Origin of the sequence: Campylobacter sp. 10_1_50, from assembly GCF_000238755.1 — a bacterium.
Lineage (GTDB): Bacteria > Campylobacterota > Campylobacteria > Campylobacterales > Campylobacteraceae > Campylobacter_A > Campylobacter_A concisus_R.
In genome coordinates this window covers 507,594-532,217 of sequence record NZ_JH414888.1, presented here as the reverse complement: position 1 = coordinate 532,217, position 24,624 = coordinate 507,594, and the positions used below count along the sequence as shown (strand labels likewise).

Sequence of the window (24,624 nt, the reverse complement as noted above, 5' to 3'; positions counted from 1 at the left end):
GCTATTTCAAGATCAAATAAATTTAAATTTAGTAGAATTTTGAAAAATTAAAAAAGGCGAAGTATGTCACACTCAGAGCTTGACAGCACCTATCTTGGCGCTTTTATCATACTTTTGTTAGCTACTTGTTCGTTTAGCTTGATAACATTTTTATCTTCAAAGATAAGCAAAAAGCTAGCCAACCGCAACACTGAGCGCTTAAAAGTTGGCTTTTACGAGTGCGGACCGACAACTGTAAAACAGCCAAATAAGATAAATATCCACTACTTTTTTTATGGAATTTTATTTATTTTATTTGACGTTGAGGTCATTTTTATGTATCCGTGGGCGGTGGATTTTAGGCTGCTTGGGCTATTTGGGCTCATCGAGATGTTGCTTTTTGTGGTGATCTTACTCATCGGCTTTGCCTACGCTTGGCAAAAAGGAGTCTTTAAATGGCAAAGCATCGGATAAACTACGCTGCAAATGGCGGTCTGCCAGTAGTTTTAACAACCGTTGATAAGCTCGTGCAGTGGGGCAGGAGCAACTCGCTTTGGGCGCTTAGCTACGGGCTTGCATGCTGTGCGATCGAGATGATGGCAAGTGGCGCTAGTAGATATGACTTTGATAGATTTGGCACCATTTTTAGGGCTAGTCCAAGGCACTCTGAGGTGATGATCATAGCTGGCACGCTAACTAAAAAGCACGCTGAATTTACAAGGCGCCTTTACGATCAGATGCCTGAGCCAAAGTGGGTCATTTCGATGGGTAGTTGCGCAAACACTGGTGGTATGTTTAACACCTACTCAACCGTTCAAGGCGTTGATCGCATAATCCCCGTCGATATCTACATCCCAGGCTGTGCCCCACGCCCAGAGACGCTTCAGTACGCACTTATGATGCTTCAAAAAAAGATAAGAAAACAAAGTGCATTTAGGGCGCAAAAGCCAAGAAAGCTAGATATATGAGAGAGTATAAGCCAAAAAACGACCTGCAAAAAAAGCAGTACTACAGCGAGAAATTTTATATCGCTAAAGAGACGCCAAAAGAAGTGGCAAGTGACTCTAAATTTGACGAAGAGCTGGCTGTTTTAGAGCAAAGCGGAGTGCAAATTTTATCTAGCTATGTGGAGTTTGACCAACTTGTTCTCTACGTAAATTCTAGTGAAAATTTTAAAGCGCTTGAAGCGTTAAAAAACTTTGGCTATGAGCAGCTTTGCGAGCTTGCGGCGATTGATTATATAGCGCAAAAAGGTGGATATGAGGTCTTTTATCAGCTTTTAAGTGTTAGCAAAAATAGGCGCGCACGAGTAAAATGCTTTGTCAAAAAGGACGAAATGCTAAAAAGCGTTTGTGAGCTTTATAAAAGCGCAAACTGGGCTGAGCGCGAGATGTATGATCTAAGTGGCGTTCTCATCAAAGATCATCCAAATTTAAAGCGTCTTATAATGCCTGATGACTGGCACTCGCACCCGCTTTTAAAGAGCTATCCGCTAGTTGGCGATGAGGCTGCTAAATGGTACGAGGTGGATAAAATTTTTGGGCGTGAATTTAGAGAGCAGATCGGCGAAGAGAACCGCGACCCAGCCTTTGTGGATGAGAAAGATACCTTTGGCTTTTCACGTGTGTTTGACGAAAATGAAGAGTACGAGTATCAAGAAGAAGGCGGCGTGAGATTTGTCAAAAAGGCTAAATTTAACCAAAGCCAGATAGTAAAGGAAAGACCTTGAGCCAGGCACCAAACCGCTTAAAACCATTTTTTGAAAATTTAGAATTTGAGCAAAATGACGGCAAGATGATACTAAATTTTGGCCCACAGCACCCAAGCGCACATGGACAGCTAAAGCTTGTGCTTGAGCTTGACGGAGAAAAGGTCGTGCGCGCTATGCCAGAGGTTGGCTTTATGCACCGAGGCGTTGAAAAGATGGCTGAAAATATGACCTATCAGGAATTTATCCCAGTGACTGACAGGGTGGATTACATCGCCTCAAGTGCCAATAACTACGCATTTTGCGCGGCCGTGGAGAAGCTTTGCGCTATAGAAGTGCCTCGCCGTGCGCAGATCATTAGAGTGATGCTTTTGGAGCTAAACCGCATCAGCTCGCACCTTTTATTTTTAGCTACGCACGCCCTTGATGTGGGGGCAATGAGCGTCTTTTTATACGCATTTAGAGAGCGCGAATACGTCCTTGATCTTATAGAAAAATACTGCGGCGCAAGGCTAACTCATAGCTCCATAAGGATCGGTGGCGTGCCACTTGATCTGCCTGATGGCTGGTGTGAGGAGCTGCTTAAATTTTGCGAGAAATTTCCAAGCGACATCACGCTTTACGAAGATCTGCTAAGTGAAAATAGAATTTGGCAAGCAAGGCTAATAGACGTGGGTGTAGTTAGCAAAGAGCTAGCCCTTAGTAGCGGCTGCTCTGGCGTCATGCTAAGAGCAAGTGGCATCGCGCGCGACATCAGAAAAGAGGAGCCATATCTCATCTACGACGAGCTAGAATTTGACGTGCCTTACGCCACCAAGGGCGACTGCTACGCAAGATACCTACTTTATATGAAAGAGATGCGTGAGTGCGTGAAAATTTTAAAGCAGTGCGTTAGCAAGTATCAGACAAGTAGCCCAGCTATCATCGCCGACGCGCCAGAGTATGTGAGCGCTTCAAAAGAGCAGATAATGAGCCAAAACTACTCATTAATGCAGCATTTTGTGCTGATAACTCAGGGATTAAAGCCACCAAAGGGTGAAATTTACTTTGCTAGCGAGTCGCCAAAGGGCGAGCTTGGAATTTATATAAACTCAGACGGCAGCGCAAGCCCATATCGCCTAAAAATTCGCACGCCAAGCTTTTGGCACTGCGCTATTTATGAAGATATGCTAGTTGGGCAGTACGTGGCAGATGTGGTCGCGATAATAGGCAGCACAAATATCATCTTAGGCGAGGTTGATAGATGAGAAGGGTCGATCTTAGGCATCTAAAGGGCGAGTTTTTAAGCGCTCTTGGACAGCAGATAAAGGCTAGCGAGCCAGACGAGGTGGTGATATTTTTGTTTGAGATAGGCGATTACAGCGGTGTTGAGAAAGCTGTAAATTTGGCTTATAACTTAAACTTCGAGGTGATGAACTCGCTTAAATTTAACCAAGTTGATTGGGCATTAACGATAAAAAAAGGCAAGATATGAAATTTAATGATCTAATAGCAGGCAAGAGCCTAAGTATCGCAAATTTACTAAGTTTGAGCGACAAAAATTTAGCAAAAAAGGTAAAAGAGCACGAGTTTAAATACATCTCATGCTTTGAAGATAACGAGCTTGGCAGTAAAAATTTGATCCGCTGCGAGATAGGATCGATAAGCTATGTCTTAGCACTTCTTTGCAAGTATGCAAATTTGGTGCAAAATGACTTTTTCGATGAGCTCGATGATGGGCTGATAAGTGGCGAGTGCAACGTGGGCGAGGAGGAGTTTGAGGAGCTTGGCGAGTGGATAAAGGACGTTAAAAACGTGATCATTGATGACTCGCTCTTTGCTCATCCAGATAAAGATGCGATCTTTTGGCTGCTTGAAATTTTAGGCAAAAATGTCGTCTTAGCAGGCAGTGAGGTCAAAGAATTTGCAAGCGTCAAAAAAGTAGATGAGCTAAGAGAGCTTGAAAATTTTGACGGAGCGGTCGTCTATCTAAACAAAAACGCAAGCGACGAGATCGTGGGCGGCGTGCAGTTTGGCATCGTGGCAAAGGCAAAGGATGGCGAAACATTAAATTTAAAGGCAAAAGACTTTAGTGTGAGCGCTAAATTTAGGCTTGATCCAACGCTAAAAGGCACGGTTGCCGTGCTTGGCGCAAAAAATTTTGATGGATATGCATTTAAACAAGTAGTAGTTAGCAAATGAAAATCACCATAAACGATCAAATTTTAGAGGCAAACGAGGGCGAGAGTATCCTAAATATCGCAAGAGCAAATGGCATCTACATCCCTGCGCTTTGCTACCTTAGCGGCTGTTCGCCAACGCTTGCTTGCAGGCTTTGCATGGTCGAAGCAAACGGCAAAGTGGTATATAGCTGCAACGCCAAAGCCAAAGAGGATATGCAAATTTACACAAATACGCCAGAAATCGCTGCCGAGCGAAATGCGATCATGCAGACCTACTGCGTCAATCACCCCCTTCAGTGCGGCGTTTGCGATAAAAGTGGCGAGTGTGAATTGCAAAATTTGACAACACATTTACGCGTAAATGAGCAAAAATTTGCCATAGAGGACACACACAAACCGCACAAAAAATGGGGGCTCATAAACTACGACCCAGCCCTTTGCGTGGTCTGCGAGAGGTGCGTCACGGTTTGTAAAGATAAGATCGGCGAGAGCGCGCTAAAAACGGTGCCAAGGGGCGTTGAAGTGCCAAAAGAGCTAAAAGAGAGCATGCCTAAAGATGCCTACGCCGTATTTAGCAAGATGCAAAAGAGCCTAATTGCCCCAAGTGCGGGCGAAAATTTGGACTGCTCATTTTGTGGCGAGTGCATCAGCGTTTGCCCTGTTGGCGCGCTTGTTAGCTCAAATTTTCAGTATAGCTCAAATATCTGGGAGCTAAACCGCATCCCAGCGGCAAATCCGCACCAAAGCGACTGCGAACTCATTTTTTATGACGTAAAAGAGAAAAGCACTAGCGATAGAAGCAAGCAAATTTACCGCGTTAGCAACGACTTTCACTTTGGCGAGATAAGCGGTGCGGCAAGGTTTGCCTATGACTTTCACAACGAAAACGCACGCAAAAATGAGACGAAATTTAACGAGCTAGTCTTAAATTTAAAAAACGGCAACATAAAAAATATAAAATTTAATAGCTTCATAACAAACGAAGAGGCGCTTATTTTGGAGCGCTTGAGAGAGAAATTTGATCTAAATTTGCTAAACGATGAGGCTTTTAAATTTCAAAATTTCTTAAATATTTTTAGCGAATTTAGCGGTCTTAGCTCATATAACGCAGACTATGAGAGCCTAAAAAATAGCGATTTTATCATCACGGCTGGTAGCTTCTTGCGCCATGAGAGCCCAGTTACAAGCTATAAGCTAAATAACGCCCTTAAGATAAATAAAGCTGCTGGAATTTACTTTCATCACATCGCTGATGAGGTCGTGAAGAAATTTTCAAAGAATTTTGTCTGTGTGAGCTATGAGGCTGGCAAAGAGGCTGGAAAATTAGAGCAAATTTTACTCTTTGTGCTTAAAAACTGGGGTGAGAATTTACCAGCAGCACTTCAGGCAAGAGTTGAAAAATTTGAAGAGAGCTTTGGAGTGGAGGCAGCTGCCCTCTGCGAAGGCAAGGCTAAATTTACGCTCATTTTAGGTAGCGATTTTTACGCTCATGAAAATGCAAATTTACTAGCCGCCCTTGCTGGAGTGATCGCAAGAACTACGCCGTTTGCTGTGATGCTCATACCGCCTCGCACAAACTCGCTTGGCGTGGCTAAAATTTGTACGCTTTCACACGAGAAAAAGCCTGGCAAGACGCTAGGATACAATGAAATGGGCGAGTTTAAATTTAGCATCTTTGAGGGCGATCTTGACGCTGGTGCGCTAAATCAGCAAGAGGGCACATTTACAAGTATAAATAACGAAGTAGTGCCGACAAATGCGGCTTTGACACATAATGGCTACTTCTTAAACGACATCGCAAATGCGCTTGGGCTAGTGGCTAAAAATACGATCGACTATACAGCGCAGCTACCAAAAGAGAAGGGTTACAGGGGCGTTAAATTTGATGATTTAGAAAACTTTTACGCAAATGACGGCACAAGTCACAGAGGCTACAAGCTTGAAATTTCAAATTTCGCGCCAAAAGAGGACATAGAGCCATTTTTTAAAGAGAAAAATGAGCTAAATTTAAAAGAAGACGAAGCGCTAATAAGCCTTGCAAATCCTATAAATTTGCCATCGTTTTTTGCAAACTATGCCAGCCAGACAGCTAAACGCGCGAAACTTTATGCAAGCGGCGAGTTTATGGCTAAATTTGAAATTTCACAAAACGAAGCTGTCATTTTAGAAAAAAATGGGCAAAAGCTTGCCATTTGCGTGGAGCTTGATAGCGAGCTAGGAGGCGTGGCAGCCTATCTTGGCGACTACGATGAGAAGCTTGATGTAAGCGCCATTTTTGAGGGCAAGAGTTACGCAAGCGTAAAAATAATAAAGGCAGAGAATGAGTGAAATGCTATTTTTTGTGATAACAACTATTGTTAAAGCAGTCGTCATCTTGGCCGTCATGGCTAGCCTTGCAGGACTTGCGACTTATGCTGAGAGAAAGGTGCTTGCCTACATGCAGCGCCGCGTGGGACCTGATATGGTGGGGCCAGCTGGCGTGCTTCAGATCGTGGCTGACATGATAAAGCTCTTTACAAAAGAGGACATCGTGCCTGCAAATGCAAATAAATTTATCTTTCTAATAGCCCCTCTAATCTCTGCTATCGCGGCATTTGCAGCGCTTGCGCCCGTGCCATTTTTGCCTGAGTTTGAAGTTTTTGGGCATACGATTAGACCGATACTTGCAGATATAAACGTGGGCGTTTTATATATCGCTGGCGTGGCAGCGGTTTGCGTCTTTTCGCCACTTGCAGCGGGCCTTGCAAGCTACAATAAATTTGCACTAATTAGCGCCGCTCGCGCAGTCGTGGCGCTTCTTAGCTTCGAAGTGGTCGCTGGCATGGCACTTTTAAGCGTTGTCATGGTGACTAGCTCGCTCTCGTTAGTTGATATAAACAACTACCAAAAAGGCATCTTTAACTGGCTTATATTTAAGCAGCCCCTTGCTTTCGTGCTTTTTGTGATGGCAAGCTTTGTGGAGTGTAACAGAACGCCATTTTGCCTAACAGAAAACGAGACTGAGATCGTAGCAGGCTATGGCACCGAGTATAGCGGCATGAGATGGGCGATGTTTTTTATCGGCGAATACACCAACATGATCGCAGCAAGTATCATCATCACGCTCCTATTTTTGGGCGGTTTTAACGAGTTTTTATTTATCCCAGGCGGGCTAATGATACTTTTAAAATCAAGCCTAGTCTTTTTCTTTTTTCTTTGGACGAGGGCGTCGTGGCCACATCTAAGGGTCGATCAGCTTAGCATGCTTTGCTGGAAAATTTTGCTTCCGCTTGGCATCTTAAATGTCGTAATCACCGGCTTTGCACTACTTATCTAAGGCGTAAAATGAGCGAGAAAAGATATATTTTGATAGACGAAAAGATAGAGCCAAAAGGGGCATTTGATAAATTTAAGCACTTTATCGCCGCTACTTTTAAGCTTGATCTTTTGGTGGGGCTAAAGATCACGCTAAAGCAGATGCTCTTTAGCAAGTCGCACACTTTAAAATACCCTATGCAAAAGATGGAGCTAAACGCCAGATATAGGGGAATTCATAGGCTTTTAAAATTTGTTGAAAGCGAAAATGAGCGCTGCATAGGCTGTGGATTATGTGAGAAAATTTGCGTTAGCAACTGCATCTCGATGAAAACCTCTCTTGGCGAGGATGGCCGCAAAAAGGTCGCAAGCTACACGATAAATTTAAGCAGGTGTGTATATTGCGGATTTTGCGCTGATGTCTGCCCTGAGCTTGCTATCGTCTGCGGGCAAGAGTACGAGGTCGCAAGTGAAAATAAAATCCTCTTTGGCACAAAGGCTGAGTTTTTAACAGATGATAAATTTTTAAAAGATCAAACTGAGTTTGAGGGCTATGGCGCGCTACCTAAAAATGCTAGTAGCCTAGTAAAAAAGACGCCAAATGCGCTTACAAATGAAGATAAGGCAGAAACGATGGATATAAATTTAAAAGGGTCAAGCGATGTATGAGAGCTTTGCATTTTATCTTTTTAGCGCCCTTATATTAGTTAGTTTTTCTTTTAGCGTGCTTTGCAAAAACGCCCTAAACGCGGTCTCTGCGCTAGCTGCTGGCATGGTTTTTATATCAGCTATATTTTTCTTGCTTGGGGCTGAGTTTTTAGGCGTGGTGCAAATCGTCGTCTATACAGGCGCGGTGGTCGTTTTATACGCATTTGCGATGATGTTTTTTGACACCAGCAAGGAGTGCGAGCCAAAAAGTAGCAAAAAAACAAAGATAATCGTCTATCTTCTAAGCAGCTTCATAGCGCTTCTTTTGATATTTATCTTTTTAGCGCCTATTTATAGCGCTAAGCAAGAGGTAGTAAATTCTACCCTCGCTAATCTTGGCAACATCGAAGCGGTTGGAATTTTACTCTTTAGCAAGTATCTGCTTGCCTTTGAGATGTGCGCTATCATGCTACTTGTGGCGATGGTGGCTGGCATCATCTTGATACATAAAGACCTAGACGCGCAAAGCAAATTTGAGGAGATGCTATGATATGCCTTACTCACTACCTCATCCTAGCAAGTCTGGTCTTTGTCATAGGGCTTGTTGGCATAATGAGAAGAAGAAATTTGATAATGCTATTTTTCTCAAGCGAAATTTTACTAAACTCAGCAAATATCGCGCTTGCTGCTATCTCGAAATACTACTTTGACCTAACTGGGCAGATCATCGCATTTTTTATAGTAGCCATCGCCGCTAGCGAGGTCGCTGTGGGGCTTGGATTGCTCGTGCTTTGGTATAAAAAGACTGGTAGCATCAGTTTAGATTCGATGACAAATATGAAAGGCTAAGAGATGATTTTATTTTGTATTTCGCTATTTTTTCCGCTTCTTAGCTTCATCATAGCTGGCATCTTTTCGCATAGCAGTAAGAATTTATTTATCGGTCTTTTTTGCTCGCTTCTCATGATCGTTAGCGCCACGGCTTCGCTTATGCTAACGGCTAGTCTTAGCGTAGATGAACCACTAAATTTAACCCTAAAAGAGTTTATAAACTTAGGCTCGCTTGATCTTAGCTTTAGCTTCTACCTTGACGCGATCAGCCTTGTGATGCTTAGCACCGTGGGCGTGGTCGCTAGCATCGTGCATATCTACTCCATTGGCTACATGAGAGATGACGCGAGTTTTAACCGCTTTTTTAGCTACCTTGGGCTCTTTGTCTTTTGCATGAACGTCCTTGTCTCAAGCGATAACTTCATAGGGCTCTTTATCGGCTGGGAGGGCGTTGGGCTTTGCTCTTGGCTGCTCATTGGCTTTTGGTATAAAAGGCCTAGTGCAAACATCGCTGCAAACGAGGCTTTCGTGATGAACAGAGTGGCTGATCTTGCCATGCTTGTTGGCATCTTTTATATATTTTATAGCTTTGGCTCGCTTAAATTTAGCGAGGTTTTTAGCACTAGAAGCGACCTTTCTGGGCTAAATTTAGGCATCATCGCCACGCTTCTTTTCATAGGCGCCATGGGTAAAAGCGCGCAGTTTCCATTTCACACTTGGCTTGCAAACGCCATGGAGGGCCCAACGCCGGTTTCTGCGCTCATCCACGCTGCGACTATGGTAACAGCTGGCGTCTATCTGGTCATACGCGCAAATTTCATCTTTGCAAACGTGCCTGAAGTATCGCACTTTATCGCCTGCCTTGGCGCATTTGTAGCGATATTTGCCGCAAGCATCGCGCTAGTGCATAACGACCTTAAAAAGATAGTCGCATACTCGACGCTTTCGCAGCTTGGCTATATGTTTGTAGCCGCTGGCCTTGGGGCTTATAAGATCGCACTTTTTCACCTTGTCACGCACGCATTTTTCAAGTCTTTGCTCTTTTTGTGCGCTGGAAACGTCATGCATGCGATGAACGACGAGCTAAATATCAAAAAAATGGGTGGGCTTTATAAATTTATGAAGCCAACCGCGCTACTTTCTATCATCGCAAGCTGCGCGCTGGCTGGTTTTTATCCATTTGCTGGCTTTTTTTCAAAAGATAAAATTTTAGAGGTTGCCTTTAGTGAAAATCAAATTTTATGGCTTGTTTTGCTATTTGGCGCGGTGCTTACGGCATTTTATAGCTTTAGGCTCGTTATGCTAGTATTTTTTGTAAAGCCAAAGAGCGAGGAGCACGCACATGAAGCCAAAAACTACATGCTTGTTGGCATGAGCTTGCTTGGCGTTCTCTCAGTTATCAGCGGCTTTTTTTGGAGTAACTTTAGCGAGTTTTTAAGTAACAGCCTTGGGGATTTTAAGCTAAATTTATCTCACAGCAGTGAAATTTTCTTACTCGTTTTAACGCTTAGTTTAGTGCTTGCAAGCGCTGGCTTTGCTGTGTTTGCCTATAAAAAAGAAATTTTTAAAGAGAGCATTTGCGAAAGTAGAGTTTATAAAATTTTGCAAAATGCCTACTTTATACCAAAATTTTATGAGAAATTTTTTATAAATGGCTACGCTTTTATCTCTAAAATTTGTAAGAAATTTGACGAGATGATAGTCGATCGTAGTGTCGATTTTGTCGCACTTTTGGTTACTAAATTTGCATATCTTGCAAACAAAATGCAAAGCGGCGATCTTAGCGTCATGCTTAGGTTTATGGTCGCAGGATTTGCCTTGCTTTTAAGCTTTATATTTTTATTAAACGGAGCCAAATAATGCTAAGTGTCATCATATTTTTCCCAGCAATAAGCGCAATACTTGGCTTTTTGATAGAAAATAAAAGCATCAAATTTTATGGAGCAAGCATCGCTCTTATCGAGCTTTTACTAGCCATTTTTATCTGCGTCAATGTTGATTTTCAGGGTTATGACTTTGTTTTAACGCATCAAGTCTCGCTCATACCAAGCCTAAATATCAGCTATTTTGTGGGCATCGATACCATCTCACTTGTGCTTATAGTCCTTAGCGCATTTATGAGCTTCATCTCTATCGCAGCCCTTAGCGATGATGGAAATTTAAAGCACCTGGTTATTAGCGTGCTATTTTTAGAGAGTACGATGATGGGCGTCTTTAGCGCGCTTGATATGATCTTGTTTTACAGCTTTTGGGAGCTTAGCCTCATACCACTTCTTTACATCATCGGCGCATTTGGCAGTAAAAATAGAATTTACGCGGCGATTAAATTTTTCATTTACACATTTTTAGGCTCTGTCTTTATGCTAGTAGCGATCATCTTTATCGGCTATCTGTGCTACCAAAAAAGCGGCGTCTTTAGCTTTAACTTGCTTGATTGGTACAAGCTTGGCATAGGAGAAAATGCTCAAATTTGGCTATTTTTAGCATTTTTCTTCGCTTTTGGCGTGAAAACTCCGCTATTTCCATTTCACACATGGCTACCTTACGCACACGGACAGGCTCCGACTATCGGCTCAGTGCTGCTTGCTAGCGTGCTTTTAAAGATGGGTACTTACGGCTTTGTGAGATTTTCACTCCCGCTTTTTCCAGACGCGAGCCTGCTTTTAAGTGGCTTTGTCTGCGTCATAGCTATCATCATGATCATCTACGCAGCCCTAGTTGCCTACGCACAAAGCGATATGAAGCAAGTGATCGCTTATAGCTCCATTTCACACATGGGCGTCATCATGCTTGGCATCTTTTCACTAAATTTAATAGGCCTTGGCGGCTCAATATTTTTAATGATAAGCCACGGCATCGTAAGCGGCGCGCTATTTTTGCTAGTTGGCGTCATCTACGAGAGGGCTCACACAAAAGAAATTTGTGAATTTGGCGGCCTTGCCAAGGTGATGCCAAAATACGCACTTATATTTTTTATAGCAACGCTTGCAAGTATCGGCTTGCCACTAACGATCGGCTTTGTGGGCGAGTTTTTGAGCCTGTTTGGCATCTTTAAGCTAAATAAGCTCTTTGCGCTACTTGGCGGCTTTAGCATCATCGTGGGCGCTGTTTATATGCTGGTACTTTATAAAAGGGTATTTTTTGGCGAGTGCAAGGAGAAAAATTTAAGCCTAAAAGATCTAAATTTTAAAGAGTTAGCCGCTCTTGTGCCACTTTGTTTGCTCATAATCATTCTTGGTATCGCACCAAATTTGATACTAAAACCGCTTGAGCCAAGCGTGCAAAATATCATAAGCAAAATGCAAACTAGAGCTGTAAATAGCGGCACAAAGGATAAAATTTCATCTTTAAACGGCGGGAGCAAACTATGAACGAAATAGCCTTTTTAGACCTAAACGAGATCTCTTTGCAATCACTCTCGCCGATGCTTAGTATGATGGTTTTTGCACTTTTTATCCTCATAGTTGGAGCGATAAAAAAGGATCTTTCGAGGAATTTCTACTGCGTATTTTGCATCATCGCTATATTTGTAAATTTAGGCATTACGCTTGATTTTAACGGGCTTAGCCTAAGCTTTTGGGGTATGCTTTTAGTTGATGGAATTTCTATCATCTCGCAGATCATTATCCTAATCGCCTCAGCCCTTTTCATCCCGCTGGCACTTAGCACAAAAGAGTATTTTGAGTATAAAATTTACGAGTACTACGCGCTATTTTTGTTTATGATCGCTGGATTTTTGTTTATGGTGAGCTCAAACAACCTACTTATCATCTTTCTAGGCCTTGAGATCAGCTCGCTTTGTCTCTACACTCTAATCGCCCTTCACAACAAGGCAAAAAGCGTCGAGGCTGCTATCAAATACTTCGCGATGGGTTCGCTCTCAGCTGGCTTTTTTGCGATGGCGATAGCGATGTTTTATCTAGCAACAAACTCAATAGACATCGCTCGCATAGGCGTTGTCATAAAAGATCTTAGTCTAAATCAAAATTTAATAATCCTTCTTGGCTGCGTTTTCATAGCTTCTGCCATTGGTTTTAAGCTCTCGCTCATACCATTTCACACATGGATACCAGACGTTTATGAGGGCTCAAATGCTCCACTAGCAGGCTATATGTCGATCGTGCCAAAGGTTGCTGGATTTATCGTCGCATTAAGAATTTTTGCGATGCTTGAGGGCTCTGGAATTTCATGGATAAAAGATATGCTCTACATCATCGCCGTGCTTACGATGAGCCTTGCAAACATCATGGCGCTAGTGCAAAAGGACGTCAAAAGGATGCTAGCTTTTAGCTCGATAGCTCACGCTGGTGTCGTGCTTTGCGCGCTTGTAGCTAATTCTCACGAGGCAAATGTCGCCTTGTTTTTCTACTGGATCATGTTTTTGTTTGCAAATTTGGGCGCATTTTCTATGCTTTGGGTGGCAAGGTGCGACGACGTCGTCTGCTGGGATAAGCGATTTAAGCACCCTTATGAGAAATTTTCAGGGCTTATTAAAATTTTGCCAAGCTACGCTGTGATAATGGGAATTTTCATGATTGCCCTTGCTGGCATACCGCCTTTTAGCGTATTTTGGGGCAAGATGGTGCTTATCTCATCGCTCATAAAGTCTGATTACGTCGTGCTTAGCCTCATCATCATGATAAACTCTGCGATTGCGATTTATTACTACCTAAAGCTCATCGTCTTTATGTTTTTAAAAGAGCCTATCGTAAAAGATAAAAATATTTACATCTCAAACGTCTCGATGGCGCTAAAAGTGATCGTTGGAGTTGCCGTTGCTGGCACGGTCTTTGCCTTTTTATTTTCTGGGGCGATTTTGGAATTTATTGAGCATTTTGTCTTTGCTTCAGGATTTTAGAAAATTTAACTATAATGGCGGCATGAAAAAGCTCTTAACCATCTTATTTTTACCGCTTTATCTATCCGCCTTTAGCCTTAGCCTAAACAGCGGCGCAAACGCAAATAAGCCTTATAGCGTCCTTCAGCTAAGCGACGAGAAAGAATTTGAATGTGTGGAGCAAATTTTAGCCTACGACACGAAGCGCTACGTTTGTATGCTCGATGATGGGATCTTGCCAAAGATCGAAGATACGACGCTGCCTTTAATGGACATAAAATATAAAAAGCAAGATGGCAAACTCTTCATCGTCATCATGCCAAAGGCACCCTCAAAACTTCTAAATGTTCAAACTGAGCTTTACAGCAGTCCAAGCGTGCAAGATACGCCAAAGACGACCATCTCAAAGCACTTTAGCATCATCATCGACACTTCGCTTGGCGAAAACAACAAAAGAGTATCTGGGCTAAATTTTTCGCCTGATTTTAGAGATATGCTAAGTCCAAGCATCGGAGCGCTTGATCTTAACAAAGCACCTATCGCTGGGCTTGATAGCAACGATATAGACATCTACATAAATATAAAAAGAGCTTACGAAAAGGGCGCTTATGAAAGCGTGGTAAAAGATACGCAAACAGCGATGAAAAGGCATCCAGCCAGTCTTTTCTCAAGTGAGTTTTTGCTTTTTAGACTAAGAGCACTTGATAAAATTTTTGAGACAAAGAGCGAGTTTGAGGGGCTTGAGCCAAAAGATATCGTAAGCGAGGGCAGAGCTTGGATAAGAAAATTCCCTTCTGATGAGAACTACTCAGAGGTGCTATATCTCATCGCTAGAGCTTACCTCAAAGATAGCATCGCAAGTGATGCAAAATATATGCTTGACATACTAAGCGAAGAGCACGCGGAGTCGAAATTTACAAAGCTTGCCACGCTTGATTATGCTGACTACCTATATAAAATAGGCAGGCAAAAAGAGGCGCTAAGCGACTATGAAAAAGTACTCTACTCTACAAACGACATCGATCTTGCAAGTAGAGCTGCACTAAGCCTAGCAGACGCAAATATCGATAAAGAGAAATTTGACGAGGCGAAGAAATTTGTACTAAAGATCGCAAATGCAAATGAAAAATTTTTCATGAACGATCCGACAAAATCGATGAATTTAGCCTATACATTTGCCAGCAAAGATATGCCAGACGTGGCTGCTAAAATTTATGAAATTTTGGTAAATAATAGCGACAGGACAAAGGATTTTTACGAGGCAGCATTAAAAAATTTAGCGCTAAATTTAGCCAAAACCAAAGATGAAAAAAGGGCGTATGAGTATCTAAACAGATACGAAAAAGAGTTTAAATATGGCGATTATATCGATGAGGTCGCTAAGGCAAAGGATGGGCTATTTTTTGAAGAGGACGACAAAAACGCCACCGCACTCCACGCAAGATATAAAGATCTCATCGAAAAATATGCCGGCACAAATATCAGCCAAAAGGCATTAATTAGTGAGCTTGAGCTTGATCTAAAAGAGCGTAAATTTGCCGATGCGCTAGCTTACAATAACCTCGCAAAAGATGAAAATTTAAGCCGGGCAATGGAGCTTGTAAATGAGGCCGCGCTTGAGCTAACAAAAGAGTTTTTCATCAAAGATGACTGCACGGCAGTTATAAATTTACTAGAAAACTACGATGTGAGCAAGGTCTCTTTGCCGCAGTTTAAGCTATTTAACTGCTACTTTAGAACGGCGCGTTACAACGATGCGCTAGAGCTTGCAAAGGCGCATGTAAAGGATGAAAATTTAGAAGATAGAGTCGAGTGGCTGGTAAATTTGAGTAAAATTTTATATAAAAATAAAGACTACGAGCATGCGATCACTGCGGCAAATGACGCGCTCTCGCTTGGCTCAGCGGTCGAGTACTCAGATCCTACGCCATCGCTTTTTGATAGATTTTACTCGCTGCTTGCGCTAAAGCGCTTTACTGAGGCGGTCTCAACGATTGGCGCGATCGAGCAGCTAAGGGGGCAGGACTTTAAGATCATCGAGGCGTATGCGGCTATATGTGACTACGCGATGAAGAGCAACGACTATGCTATCGCTGCAACCTACGCTAAAAAGGCGCTTGAGCTGCAAACTAGGGCCAAGATAAATACCTTTTCACCAAAGCTAAATTTTGACTACTCGGAGGCTTCGCTAAAGACAGATAATCTTGACGAGGCGCTTGATGAGGCGAAATTTATACTAAATATGAAGCTTGAGCCAGAGGACCGATTGCATGCTCTAAATTTAGCAAGTGAAATTTACATCAGACAAAAGCAGTATAAACTAGCTAAGGGCTATTTGGACGAGTGCGTTAGCTCAAATTTCACAAGTGCTTACAAAGATGCCTGCAAAGCCAAACTTGAGATGATAAAGTAAAATTTAGTGCTAAGTTTAAATGATCTTGAAAGAGAGTATCTGAGGCTTAAAAAAGAGAATTTCCCAGATGGCAAAAGGATTAAATTTATAGCAAATTTAGGCGCAAGTGACGAGATAGCATATCATTACAAGCTCATTTGCAAAGAGTGGCAAGATGGCAGGCAACTAAATTTAGAAAGCAGCTTTGATAGGCATGGAGGCGCTGGGCTGGAGTTTTTGTTTGAGTACCTAGCCAAGGAGGGCGATCAAAAACTAAAAATAGAAACCATCTATCTTATAGCGCAAATCCTTTCTAAGTCTAAACATAGAGATTTTTATACTGCATTTTGTGACCGCCTTATCCCTCAAATCACCTCTTTTTTGGAGACAAATGATGCCTTTCGCCGCAAGCTTATAATAGCGCTTGGTTGGGTTGGCACTTTAAGCGAGGTAGAAATTTTGACAAACGAAATGCTAGAAAGCAAGGATAGCCTTTGCAGGGCTTGGGCGGCAGCTAGCCTCATGCAAATGTCCTTTCACAGGGTCAGCCAAGCAATCTTGCGAGATAAAACAAAAGCTACATTTTTGCAAGGCATCTCTAGCGAAAAAGAGCCATACGCTTGCGCAGTTATGATAGAAGCAGCTCAAAATTTATTTGGTAAAAAGTGGATATCTTCTAGCGCAGCTCAAAATCAAGATGCCAAAAAGATAGAAAAAGCTAGAAAAACGGCGGTAAGATTTTTAGGCAGGGATTAAATTTGCCACTAAGTGGATTGTGTGCTTGATTGTGTTTTTGTTTGTTGGATTATAAAGTAAAAATGGTTTAATTTTATAAGAGATTTTGGATTTAAATTTAGAATATTTAAAAATAAAATTTTATATTTTTGCTTAGAGATAGCGGACGAAATAGCTTTAATTTGATTTAAAATTTAATTTTTTCTTGACATATAATAATGTTTTTTGTATAATCTCAATTCTTTTTTAAATAATCATGTCTTGCTAGCTCAGTCGGTAGAGCATCTCACTTTTAATGAGGGGGCCGTTGGTTCGAATCCAACGCAGGACACCATTTTTTGGGTTTATGACCCTTTCGTCTAGTGGCTCAGGACTCTACTTTCTCTGTGTAGAAACAGAGGTTCAAATCCTCTAAGGGTCGCCAGATATTTTAAAATTTAGGTCGCTTAGCTCAGTTGGTAGAGCGCCACCCTTACAAGGTGGATGTCATAAGTTCGAGTCTTATAGCGACCACCATTACTTTTAGGTGCAGCGGTAGTTCAGTTGGTTAGAATGCCGCCCTGTCACGGCGGAGGTCGCGGGTTCGAGCCCCGTCCGCTGCGCCATCTATTAAACCTTAGGTTAAGGTTGCGTCTCATAAAGCACCCATTATTGAGTGTCAAATTAAATTTTAAGATTATAAGTTCTAAGATAACACTTTGTTATTGATATTTAATCTTGCCTCGTTAGCTCAGTTGGTAGAGCATATCACTCTTAATGATGGGGTCGTAGGTTCGAGACCTACACGGGGCACCATCTTTTGGCCCATTCGTCTAGCGGTTAGGACACCAGCCTCTCACGTTGGTAACACGAGTTCGAGTCTCGTATGGGTCACCATTCTCAATACTTTGATATGATTTAAAGATTAATTCTTATTAGTAAAGATTTTATTTTCTTATATGTTTCAACTATTTGTATGTTGTTATAAATCAGAGTTAAATACATTTATGATCAATTAATAAATAACTATTATAAATTTGAAAAGATTTTATTAAAGATTGAGTAATATCTATTTTTTATATAAATACACTATGCGATATAAAATTAAAGATGTTGTTAATTAGAGGTGCTGGTTAAGTGTTGAGTATAATGGCATAGTTGTGTATCATTGTATTTATTAGCCTCAATAGAATTAAGTATATCTTTTTTTGTGTTTTTTACGACTATGACTAGAATCATTATTTAAAATGAAGCAAGATCTTTTTTAATATAGATAGTCTATGCTTATAATATATTTTCATCTACTTGTAGTAGTAAGATAAATCTACAGCTAGAAAATTTTTATACTATTTTATGTGGCTTTACGATTAGTAAATTTATTTTCGGAATATTTTACTTTTAAAATGTACTAAAGCTATATAATCTATTAATTTATCATAAGCGTTACATGTTTTTACACTCTTGCTTAGATTGCTAAGCTCAAGCAATATTAATGTTAATTCATTTGTATAGTGGTTTCAGGTATTTAGGCATAAACTCATCGTTATATTTTATATATCAAATACTTGGAATTTTATTTGCTACACATTTACCCGTTTTGCCTCATACTTATTTAGCCATAAAGTAACTTTTATCTGTTTCCGTATCATCTTAAAATTTAGATATTTTGGTAATCTGCATATCATGTGAAAATGTTATAAAATTTCCATAAAATTAGGAAATACATTATATGTTTATTTTTTAGTTTTGCCGCGTTTATTACTCTTTTTAAGAATATAATTTTTTATCGTATCTCAATACTGCTTATATTTGTATTGGCTTTTTGTTGAGTGTTGAAAGTTTATAGTAAATTACTATCTCACAATACTTTTATAGTCTAAATTTTCAAAAAGTAGTAGCTCTTTTTTGCTCTCTTTTATAAGCGCTTTTACTAGCTCTGAGGTTTCTTTATTTTTTGGCAAGACAAGATGAATTTTTTTATTTATAAAGATGACAAAGATATTTTTAAGCTCGTAAATTTCACTTACATCTCTTATGTCAAAAATTTCATTTTCTTTTGGCTTTTTTTCATAAAATGCCAAATTTTTCTCATCCACTTCAAAGATCATCTCTTTTTTAAAGTCTGAAATTTCTAAACTTTTTAGCGCCGCTCTTCGTCTATTTTTTAAAAAAAATGGATAAAAAATGATCCAAAAAATAGCAAAAATGACGCCAATAATAGTAAAAATTTTGGTTTTTAAGAGCATATCAGCGACAAATCCAGCTATAATAGCCTCCGTAAAAATCATAAAAACATTTATAAAATACTGTTTTCTAGCCTTTTTTGAGAAAAATAGATTAAACGCTTGGTAGTCCATTAAATTTTCTCCAGATAAGACGATATTGCACTTCATATACTAACCTTAATGAAAAAATTGTAAAATTATAACTAAAAATAAGGTTTAAAATAGAATAAGCAATGAAACAAAACATTTTTTTTACGTTGGATTCATCTCTTGTCGTAAGACAAAAACAGATTTTCTATGCCGTTATAGCTCTTTTTATATTTTCTGAGTTTGCCGGCATCTTAAACTATAAAAATTTTGAAAATTTGTTGATATTTTTGGACTTTGGTCTTGTAGTTCTTGGTATCTACATATCTATGGATAAATCAAAGCTTAAAGTCATGCACTGGCTTGCTGCTTGTTTTAGTGTGTTTATTTGGGCTATTCTTGATGCCGTTAGAAACGTTAATGAGGATTTCCTTTTAAGAAATAAAGAACAAATTTCTTACCTTGATCTTTTTGCATTACTTCCTATGTTTTTATTTTTTATAGCTGTTAGTATACTTTTTATAAATAAGATTAAAAGACTTGATAAAAGTAGTAGAAATCAGGTTTTGTTTGATATTTTTAACGTTTTTTTGTTGGTTTGTGCATTTGTTTATTGCATTATTGATAATTTTGATAGTTTTAAATGTTTTATTTGTTCAAAAGATATAAATAAAACAACTTCTACTATTGCATTTTTTATAAATTTGCTAACTTTATTTGTGGCACTTAGTGAATTTTTTACTAGCAATACTCTTAAGCTTAAATATAGTGGTTTTTATTTTATCTGTGCGAGTGCTATTTTTGCATTACTAAATTTATATATTTTTTATAATAAATTTTTAAACAATAATTTTAAATTTATGTTTTACTCACTATATCTTATTATTTTTTTTATTTTAATGCTTGGGAGTTTTTATTTAAAAGGTAATAACAAATATTTAAATATACCATTTTTTAATGCACTGCCAAAATATGTACCAATTATTTCAATATGCATGTTTTTAATGAAGGATAATTCAGAACCAGTATTTGATTTGTTATTTTTATTTCTTATAGTAGCTTTTGCCATCTTGGGCTATTATTTTAGAGCTTCTAATCATATTAATAAAATTCGCCTTGCTGAAGAACGTTTACTTGAAATGAAAACAAAAGAAAAAAATAGCAAAATGGTTGAGTTGGAAATGATAAATTTAAGCTTAGAAACTATTTCTGCAAAGGACTATTTGACATCTTTAGACAACAGGGATTCTTTACTAAATAAACTAAAAGAGATGTGTGAAAAATTAGATGATCAAAAAGAAATTGCAGTCTATTATATAAACATAAGTCGTTTTAAAAATATTAATACATCTTATGGACATGAAATTGGAGATAAAATTTTAAAGTTTATTGCAAAACGTATGAGGTTAATTTGTAATAAAGAAGAAGTTGTATCAAGAGTTGGCTCTGATGAGTTTATTATATTAGCTAAAATGGATATAGGTAGCCATACAAAGAGAATGAAATTTGGTATGAGGCTAAAGGATGCAATAGAGGATTCTTTGCAGATAGATAAATATCACTTTTCTCTTAGAAGCGTAATAGGAATCTATGTTGTAACTAATAAAAATATTACTGAACCTAGAGATATTATTAAAAAAGCCGATATGGCGATGTATTTTGCTAAGCAAAATCCAGCTTTAAATCCTGCAGTTTATAGTGAAAAAATGAATAGTGAAATACGCAAAAAATTAGTCATAGAAACAGCTCTTAAAAAAGCAAATTTTTATGAAGACTTTCAAGTATATTTTCAACCAATTATCGATTTTAAAAATAAAAAAATGATTTGTGCGGAAGCACTTTTGAGATGGCAATCAAAAGAATTCGGACTAAAAGAAGCTAATGAGTTTATGCCTATAGCAAGTCTAAATAGTGATATATTAGATGAAATTTGTGAATTTTCTGTTTTGAAAACGATAGAACAAATTGTTTTTTGGAAGAGTAAAAGATTAAAGATACCAAAAATAAGTATGAATATAGACTATATTCAAAGTACATCTGAAAAATTTATAAATAATTTTTTAATTACATTAAACTCAAATCATATAAGTCCAAGTCAATTCGAGTTTGAATTTAGTGAAGATATTTGGCAAAACAAACAAGAAACTCTGGACAAAATTTTTGCCATTTTGGAAAAAAGCAATATTGATGTTTGCATAGATGACTTTGGGTCTGGATATACATCGCTAATTTATGTTAGGAAGTATAAAATAAAGCACATTAAGATTTCGAATGATTTTGTTTCTAATGCTATAAGTAATAAATTAGATATGCAAATAGTTACAGCCATCATAAGTTTAGCTAAATCAATGAAGCTAAGGGTGACAGCAAAAGGCGTTGAAAGCCACGAGATAAAAGAGCTTTTAAAAGAGCTTAATTGTGATGAAATGCAAGGATATTATCTTTGCCATCCTATGAGTGTATCGGATTTTGAGGATTTTATAAAACAAAATCCTCACATGGTGGCTGATATTTAAATTTCAGCCTTTATCTCTTCGTTTGATTTTACGACCATGCCTGAGCCATGTATCACGCTTGGGATACAGCTTGTGCAGATATCAACCTCTTCGCCGTTTTTGTGAGCGTGGATGAAAACCGCATTTTTATCATCGCTGCTTTTTAGTCCGCAAACGTTGCAAACTACTAGATCTTTCTCTCTCATCTTTTCTCCTTTGAAATTTTGGGTGATTTTACATCTTGTAAGCTTGCATTAAGATGATTTGGGTCAAGCTTGTCGCTTAGGCATTAATTGTTTTTTGTTATAATCATTTAAAATTTAAAAGGTTTAAAAATGGATGAAAGAACTATTGTTTTAGAGATGTTAAAGATGCAACAAAGCCTAAATGACGAGACAAACGGGCTTGGTTGGGAAAATGGCTATACAAATAAAAATAAGCTAATCAGCTGGAGGCGCTGCATATATATGGAGTGCGCTGAGCTCATTGATAGCTTTGCTTGGAAGCACTGGAAGAGCATAGATGCTAAGACTGATGAGCAAAATTTGCGTATCGAGGTTGTCGATATCTGGCACTTTATAATGAGCCTAGCGCTACAAATTTACAAGGCAAAACAGCTTGGCGATGTTGAGACTTTAGCTGATGATATCTGCCAGTCAAGTGGCTTTAGCGACTATTGCAAAGAGCCATTAAAGGTCGAAGATGAGAGCATTTATGAGATCATGAACGACGTTGAGATGCTTATACATGAGTGCAGCGGCTTTGACTATGACATCTTTGATATTTTTAAAATTTATTTCTCAATGTCTTTAAAATGTGGCGTAAATTTATACTCGCTTTATGAGTGCTATATCGCTAAAAACGTGCTAAATCGCTTCCGCCAAAACAATGGCTACAAAGAGGGCAGCTATAAGAAAATTTGGAACGGACGCGAAGATAACGAAGTGATGAGTGAAATTTTATCAAATGGCGTTAGCAAGATTGATGAAATTTACGCCGCACTTGAGCGCGAGTACAAAAAGGTAAAATGATAAATCTTCTTCGCCTTGGCTTTAAAGACTTTTTTACAGCCAAATTTATAACGCTATCGATCTTGCCACTTTGTCTTAGCATACTTTGCCTAGCTTGGCTAAGCATCTGGGGAGGTGGCGAGATATTTGATCTTTTAAGTGACGGCGCTAAAAACGAAAATTTCGCCTTTCTAGAGTCAAACTCGACGCTATCTTTTATAGCTATTAAAATTTTAAGCTTTAGCGCTACAAAGTGGATAGTTAGCATACTTTTTTACGTCTTAAGTACCTTTTTAACGATAATTATTAGCATAATAATCGCCCTAATAGTAGCTGGCTTTTTAACGCCAGTTGTAGCCAAAGAGATAAACAAAAGGCACTACAACTACGTGCTTAAAAGTGAGGCTAGTACGGCTAGAGTGCTAAAGGTGATGATGGTTGAGATCATGAAATTTCTTGGGATCTTGCTTGTTTGCTTGCCACTTTTGTTTGTGCCATTTGTAAATTTTTTCATCATCAACGTGCCGTTTTTTTACATCTACTATAAGCTTTTACTAATAGACGTTGGCTCAAACACGCTTGATAGCGATAAATTTGAGCTAGCACTACTTGAAGGTGGCGGGATAAAATTTATTGCTTTTACACTTTTGTTTTATCTGATCTCGCTTGTACCGCTTGTGGGATTATTTTTTCAGCTTTATTTTGTGATAGTCTTGTCGCACCTCTTTTATCAAAGAGAGGCGCTAGTTAAAATTTAGAGCCAAAAAGCTCTAAATTTATGCGTAGTAAGATACTTTTTTGCTCTCATCAAGCAAGGTATCAAATAGCCTTTTTGTCGCACTTAGTAGATTTTTATTTGCATCATTTTTAGCTAAAAGTTCGTCAAACATCTTTAGCATATTATCATTTATGAAATTTTTATGATCCATATCTTTTGCGTCAGGCAACATCTGCTTGATCTTGTTTGAAAGCTCGCTTATGCTTTGGCTGCTACCTGCGATCTTGTCGCCCTCTTTTACGTTTTTCATAAACTCATCAACCTGTGGGCGAATTTGCTTCATCGCCTCTTCGATCTCTTTCATATCTTGCTCGTCTATGCCGTTGCCTTTATATAAAAACTCATAGCCGTATTCGTGCGTAAGAGTTAGGCTTCTTTGGCTTGAAGTGCCATTTTTTTGGCTTGAAAACTCTAAGTTTTTGTTGTCATACATAGAAAAGCTTATCTCATCGCCCGAGCTAGTCTTCATCGAAAAGCTCATGTTGTTGTAGCTTCCTTGAGAGTAAAAATTTGTTTGCATTTTTAAATCCTTTTGAGGCTAAATCGGCAAAATTTTAATTTCATAAAGCAAAATTTTGTAAAATGCGTCAAAAAAGGACGGGCGATGTGTTGTTTTGGGACTAGGATCTTTTTGCTGATGCTTATTACCGTTTTAAGCTTCGTTTTTGCTAAGCTTTGCCCAGTTTTGCCAGTCGTTGGCTACTACTTGATACTTGCAAATTTGCTTGCCATTTTGATGTTTTCACTGTTTTTTAAAGGGCTTTTGCCAAGCTTTGTAAAGGTAAATGCGATCCACTATTTTTCGCTAATTGGTGGCTTTTTTGGGGCATTTTTAACAATGCTTGCTTTTAAAAAGGTTGCAAAAGATAAATTTACTTTAATAGAGCTCATTATTTTTACGCTTTGGGTGCTGATAATCGCCATAGTCATCTTTAAATTTCAAACCATTCTTGACATTTTTAGGGGAATTTAGATGGATGAGAGGATAGTTAAATTTTTAAAAAAGATGCATCTTGCAAGTGTTTGCGCCATTGACGATGAGGGGCAGCCTTACGCTTTTAGCGCGTTTTACGCCTTTGATGAGGTAAATTTTAGCCTTTTGTTAGCTAGCTGCGATGAGAGCTCGCATGTTAAATTTTTAAAAAACTCAAAGCTCATTGCTGGCACGGTCGCTCTTGATACAAAGATCGTTGGCAAGATAGAGGGCGTGCAGTTTCAAGGAGCGATGAGTGAGGCTAGCACAAGTGAGCGAGAAATTTACTTTAAAAGATTTTTTTACGCAAAAGCGATGGATCCAAAAATTTGGTCTATAAGCCTTGAAAAGCTTAAATTTACGAGTAACACTCTAGGTTTTGGCAAGAAAATTTTTTGGCAAAAGTAGGGCTTTATATAAATTTTTGTCTCTAGTCGTATTATAATATTATTCTTTTATAACTAGTAAGTATTTTTTATCGTACCAAGGTA

The 24,624-nt window shown here is 39.0% G+C and carries 24 protein-coding genes and 6 tRNA genes; 27 read left to right on the top strand and 3 right to left on the bottom strand.

Annotation, left to right across the window (positions count from 1 at the left end):
* Nucleotides 1-63 precede the first annotated feature (63 nt).
* The 22 genes from HMPREF1019_RS06940 to HMPREF1019_RS06835 all read left to right on the top strand — a co-directional run bounded on the left by HMPREF1019_RS06940 (nt 64) and on the right by HMPREF1019_RS06835 (nt 17,462).
* Nucleotides 64-453, top strand: coding sequence for an NAD(P)H-quinone oxidoreductase subunit 3 (locus HMPREF1019_RS06940; RefSeq protein ID WP_009294985.1), 390 nt, complete (start codon nt 64-66; stop codon nt 451-453).
* Complete coding sequence (locus HMPREF1019_RS06935) at nt 435-947, top strand: NuoB/complex I 20 kDa subunit family protein (protein WP_009294984.1); 513 nt, start codon at nt 435-437, stop codon at nt 945-947. Before HMPREF1019_RS06940 ends, HMPREF1019_RS06935 begins: the two co-directional genes overlap by 19 nt.
* On the top strand, nt 944-1,708 hold the full coding sequence (locus HMPREF1019_RS06930; RefSeq protein ID WP_009294983.1) for an NADH-quinone oxidoreductase subunit C: 765 nt from the start codon (nt 944-946) through the stop codon (nt 1,706-1,708). Before HMPREF1019_RS06935 ends, HMPREF1019_RS06930 begins: the two co-directional genes overlap by 4 nt.
* A complete protein-coding gene (gene nuoD / locus HMPREF1019_RS06925) occupies nt 1,705-2,934 on the top strand; it encodes an NADH dehydrogenase (quinone) subunit D (protein ID WP_009294982.1) in 1,230 nt (409 codons plus the stop codon). Before HMPREF1019_RS06930 ends, nuoD begins: the two co-directional genes overlap by 4 nt.
* Nucleotides 2,931-3,161, top strand: a complete 231-nt coding sequence (locus tag HMPREF1019_RS06920; protein WP_009294981.1) for an NADH-ubiquinone oxidoreductase subunit E family protein — start codon at nt 2,931-2,933, stop codon at nt 3,159-3,161. The genes nuoD and HMPREF1019_RS06920 overlap by 4 nt, the downstream gene beginning before the upstream one ends.
* Entirely contained in the window at nt 3,158-3,868 is a 711-nt protein-coding gene (locus HMPREF1019_RS06915) for a hypothetical protein (RefSeq protein ID WP_009294980.1), read from the top strand. Before HMPREF1019_RS06920 ends, HMPREF1019_RS06915 begins: the two co-directional genes overlap by 4 nt.
* Nucleotides 3,865-6,177, top strand: a complete 2,313-nt coding sequence (locus tag HMPREF1019_RS06910; RefSeq protein ID WP_009294979.1) for an NADH-quinone oxidoreductase subunit G — start codon at nt 3,865-3,867, stop codon at nt 6,175-6,177. Before HMPREF1019_RS06915 ends, HMPREF1019_RS06910 begins: the two co-directional genes overlap by 4 nt.
* Nucleotides 6,170-7,165 carry an NADH-quinone oxidoreductase subunit NuoH gene (gene nuoH, locus HMPREF1019_RS06905; protein WP_009294978.1) on the top strand — a complete coding sequence of 332 codons (996 nt, stop codon included), beginning with the start codon at nt 6,170-6,172 and terminating at the stop codon, nt 7,163-7,165. Before HMPREF1019_RS06910 ends, nuoH begins: the two co-directional genes overlap by 8 nt.
* A gap of 8 nt (nt 7,166-7,173) precedes the next feature.
* Nucleotides 7,174-7,812, top strand: a complete 639-nt coding sequence (nuoI, locus tag HMPREF1019_RS06900) for an NADH-quinone oxidoreductase subunit NuoI (RefSeq protein WP_009294977.1) — start codon at nt 7,174-7,176, stop codon at nt 7,810-7,812.
* Complete coding sequence (locus HMPREF1019_RS06895) at nt 7,805-8,341, top strand: NADH-quinone oxidoreductase subunit J (protein WP_009294976.1); 537 nt, start codon at nt 7,805-7,807, stop codon at nt 8,339-8,341. Before nuoI ends, HMPREF1019_RS06895 begins: the two co-directional genes overlap by 8 nt.
* The gene (gene nuoK, locus HMPREF1019_RS06890; RefSeq protein WP_009294975.1) at nt 8,338-8,640 is read left to right on the top strand and encodes an NADH-quinone oxidoreductase subunit NuoK; all 303 of its coding nucleotides are present in this window, start codon (nt 8,338-8,340) and stop codon (nt 8,638-8,640) included. Before HMPREF1019_RS06895 ends, nuoK begins: the two co-directional genes overlap by 4 nt.
* A 3-nt stretch (nt 8,641-8,643) precedes the next feature.
* Complete coding sequence (gene nuoL / locus HMPREF1019_RS06885; protein ID WP_009294974.1) at nt 8,644-10,482, top strand: NADH-quinone oxidoreductase subunit L; 1,839 nt, start codon at nt 8,644-8,646, stop codon at nt 10,480-10,482.
* Nucleotides 10,482-11,993: an NADH-quinone oxidoreductase subunit M gene (locus tag HMPREF1019_RS06880; protein ID WP_009294973.1), complete on the top strand. Its 1,512-nt coding sequence runs from the start codon at nt 10,482-10,484 to the stop codon at nt 11,991-11,993. Before nuoL ends, HMPREF1019_RS06880 begins: the two co-directional genes overlap by 1 nt.
* Nucleotides 11,990-13,480 carry an NADH-quinone oxidoreductase subunit NuoN gene (nuoN, locus tag HMPREF1019_RS06875; RefSeq protein ID WP_009294972.1) on the top strand — a complete coding sequence of 497 codons (1,491 nt, stop codon included), beginning with the start codon at nt 11,990-11,992 and terminating at the stop codon, nt 13,478-13,480. Before HMPREF1019_RS06880 ends, nuoN begins: the two co-directional genes overlap by 4 nt.
* Nucleotides 13,481-13,502: 22 nt before the next feature.
* Entirely contained in the window at nt 13,503-15,872 is a 2,370-nt protein-coding gene (locus tag HMPREF1019_RS06870) for a tetratricopeptide repeat protein (protein WP_034901641.1), read from the top strand.
* A gap of 6 nt (nt 15,873-15,878) precedes the next feature.
* Nucleotides 15,879-16,607 (top strand): HEAT repeat domain-containing protein, encoded by a 729-nt coding sequence (locus tag HMPREF1019_RS06865; RefSeq protein WP_009294970.1) that lies wholly within the window; start codon nt 15,879-15,881, stop codon nt 16,605-16,607.
* A 237-nt stretch (nt 16,608-16,844) separates the two neighbouring features.
* Nucleotides 16,845-16,920, top strand: a tRNA-Lys gene (locus HMPREF1019_RS06860).
* 14 nt (nt 16,921-16,934) lie between these two features.
* A tRNA-Glu gene (locus tag HMPREF1019_RS06855) sits at nt 16,935-17,010 on the top strand.
* A 16-nt stretch (nt 17,011-17,026) separates the two neighbouring features.
* Nucleotides 17,027-17,102 (top strand) — tRNA-Val (locus HMPREF1019_RS06850).
* A 12-nt stretch (nt 17,103-17,114) separates the two neighbouring features.
* Nucleotides 17,115-17,191, top strand: a tRNA-Asp gene (locus HMPREF1019_RS06845).
* A 114-nt stretch (nt 17,192-17,305) separates the two neighbouring features.
* Nucleotides 17,306-17,381 (top strand) — tRNA-Lys (locus HMPREF1019_RS06840).
* A gap of 6 nt (nt 17,382-17,387) precedes the next feature.
* Nucleotides 17,388-17,462 (top strand) — tRNA-Glu (locus tag HMPREF1019_RS06835).
* A gap of 956 nt (nt 17,463-18,418) precedes the next feature.
* Here HMPREF1019_RS06835 and HMPREF1019_RS06830 read toward each other — a convergent pair.
* Complete coding sequence (locus HMPREF1019_RS06830) at nt 18,419-18,958, bottom strand: hypothetical protein (protein WP_009294969.1); 540 nt, start codon at nt 18,956-18,958, stop codon at nt 18,419-18,421.
* A 65-nt stretch (nt 18,959-19,023) separates the two neighbouring features.
* On the opposite strand from HMPREF1019_RS06830, the gene HMPREF1019_RS06825 reads away from it, so the two are divergent.
* Nucleotides 19,024-21,393, top strand: a complete 2,370-nt coding sequence (locus HMPREF1019_RS06825) for a putative bifunctional diguanylate cyclase/phosphodiesterase (protein WP_009294968.1) — start codon at nt 19,024-19,026, stop codon at nt 21,391-21,393.
* On the opposite strand, the gene HMPREF1019_RS06820 is transcribed toward HMPREF1019_RS06825, so the two are convergent.
* Nucleotides 21,390-21,578, bottom strand: coding sequence for a hypothetical protein (locus tag HMPREF1019_RS06820; RefSeq protein ID WP_002940779.1), 189 nt, complete (start codon nt 21,576-21,578; stop codon nt 21,390-21,392). The genes HMPREF1019_RS06825 and HMPREF1019_RS06820 overlap by 4 nt on opposite strands.
* Nucleotides 21,579-21,707: 129 nt before the next feature.
* Between HMPREF1019_RS06820 and dut the strand changes: the two genes are divergently transcribed.
* Nucleotides 21,708-22,403, top strand: coding sequence for a dUTPase (dut, locus tag HMPREF1019_RS06815; protein WP_009294967.1), 696 nt, complete (start codon nt 21,708-21,710; stop codon nt 22,401-22,403).
* On the top strand, nt 22,400-23,140 hold the full coding sequence (locus tag HMPREF1019_RS06810; RefSeq protein WP_009294966.1) for an EI24 domain-containing protein: 741 nt from the start codon (nt 22,400-22,402) through the stop codon (nt 23,138-23,140). Before dut ends, HMPREF1019_RS06810 begins: the two co-directional genes overlap by 4 nt.
* Nucleotides 23,141-23,158: 18 nt before the next feature.
* On the opposite strand, the gene HMPREF1019_RS06805 is transcribed toward HMPREF1019_RS06810, so the two are convergent.
* Nucleotides 23,159-23,680: a hypothetical protein gene (locus HMPREF1019_RS06805; RefSeq protein ID WP_009294965.1), complete on the bottom strand. Its 522-nt coding sequence runs from the start codon at nt 23,678-23,680 to the stop codon at nt 23,159-23,161.
* Nucleotides 23,681-23,764: 84 nt separating this feature from the next.
* Here HMPREF1019_RS06805 and HMPREF1019_RS06800 point away from each other — a divergent pair, with 84 nt between their 5' ends.
* Together HMPREF1019_RS06800 and HMPREF1019_RS06795 are read left to right on the top strand one after the other, a co-directional pair.
* Complete coding sequence (locus tag HMPREF1019_RS06800) at nt 23,765-24,133, top strand: hypothetical protein (RefSeq protein ID WP_009294964.1); 369 nt, start codon at nt 23,765-23,767, stop codon at nt 24,131-24,133.
* Nucleotides 24,134-24,541 (top strand): hypothetical protein, encoded by a 408-nt coding sequence (locus HMPREF1019_RS06795; RefSeq protein WP_009294963.1) that lies wholly within the window; start codon nt 24,134-24,136, stop codon nt 24,539-24,541.
* The last annotated feature ends 83 nt before the right edge of the window (nt 24,542-24,624 follow it).

Bases quoted from the DNA above. Each gene is read 5' to 3' on its own strand.
- HMPREF1019_RS06940 (WP_009294985.1), top strand. From the start codon at position 64: ATGTCACACTCAGAGCTTGACAGCACCTATCTTGGCGCTTTTATCATA.
- HMPREF1019_RS06935 (WP_009294984.1), top strand. From the start codon at position 435: ATGGCAAAGCATCGGATAAACTACGCTGCAAATGGCGGTCTGCCAGTA.
- HMPREF1019_RS06930 (WP_009294983.1), top strand. From the start codon at position 944: ATGAGAGAGTATAAGCCAAAAAACGACCTGCAAAAAAAGCAGTACTAC.
- HMPREF1019_RS06920 (WP_009294981.1), top strand. From the start codon at position 2,931: ATGAGAAGGGTCGATCTTAGGCATCTAAAGGGCGAGTTTTTAAGCGCT.
- HMPREF1019_RS06915 (WP_009294980.1), top strand. From the start codon at position 3,158: ATGAAATTTAATGATCTAATAGCAGGCAAGAGCCTAAGTATCGCAAAT.
- HMPREF1019_RS06910 (WP_009294979.1), top strand. From the start codon at position 3,865: ATGAAAATCACCATAAACGATCAAATTTTAGAGGCAAACGAGGGCGAG.
- nuoH (WP_009294978.1), top strand. From the start codon at position 6,170: ATGAGTGAAATGCTATTTTTTGTGATAACAACTATTGTTAAAGCAGTC.
- nuoI (WP_009294977.1), top strand. From the start codon at position 7,174: ATGAGCGAGAAAAGATATATTTTGATAGACGAAAAGATAGAGCCAAAA.
- HMPREF1019_RS06895 (WP_009294976.1), top strand. From the start codon at position 7,805: ATGTATGAGAGCTTTGCATTTTATCTTTTTAGCGCCCTTATATTAGTT.
- nuoK (WP_009294975.1), top strand. From the start codon at position 8,338: ATGATATGCCTTACTCACTACCTCATCCTAGCAAGTCTGGTCTTTGTC.
- nuoL (WP_009294974.1), top strand. From the start codon at position 8,644: ATGATTTTATTTTGTATTTCGCTATTTTTTCCGCTTCTTAGCTTCATC.
- HMPREF1019_RS06880 (WP_009294973.1), top strand. From the start codon at position 10,482: ATGCTAAGTGTCATCATATTTTTCCCAGCAATAAGCGCAATACTTGGC.
- nuoN (WP_009294972.1), top strand. From the start codon at position 11,990: ATGAACGAAATAGCCTTTTTAGACCTAAACGAGATCTCTTTGCAATCA.
- HMPREF1019_RS06870 (WP_034901641.1), top strand. From the start codon at position 13,503: ATGAAAAAGCTCTTAACCATCTTATTTTTACCGCTTTATCTATCCGCC.
- HMPREF1019_RS06830 (WP_009294969.1), bottom strand. From the start codon at position 18,958: ATGAAGTGCAATATCGTCTTATCTGGAGAAAATTTAATGGACTACCAA.
- HMPREF1019_RS06825 (WP_009294968.1), top strand. From the start codon at position 19,024: ATGAAACAAAACATTTTTTTTACGTTGGATTCATCTCTTGTCGTAAGA.
- HMPREF1019_RS06820 (WP_002940779.1), bottom strand. From the start codon at position 21,578: ATGAGAGAGAAAGATCTAGTAGTTTGCAACGTTTGCGGACTAAAAAGC.
- dut (WP_009294967.1), top strand. From the start codon at position 21,708: ATGGATGAAAGAACTATTGTTTTAGAGATGTTAAAGATGCAACAAAGC.
- HMPREF1019_RS06810 (WP_009294966.1), top strand. From the start codon at position 22,400: ATGATAAATCTTCTTCGCCTTGGCTTTAAAGACTTTTTTACAGCCAAA.
- HMPREF1019_RS06805 (WP_009294965.1), bottom strand. From the start codon at position 23,680: ATGCAAACAAATTTTTACTCTCAAGGAAGCTACAACAACATGAGCTTT.
- HMPREF1019_RS06800 (WP_009294964.1), top strand. From the start codon at position 23,765: ATGTGTTGTTTTGGGACTAGGATCTTTTTGCTGATGCTTATTACCGTT.
- HMPREF1019_RS06795 (WP_009294963.1), top strand. From the start codon at position 24,134: ATGGATGAGAGGATAGTTAAATTTTTAAAAAAGATGCATCTTGCAAGT.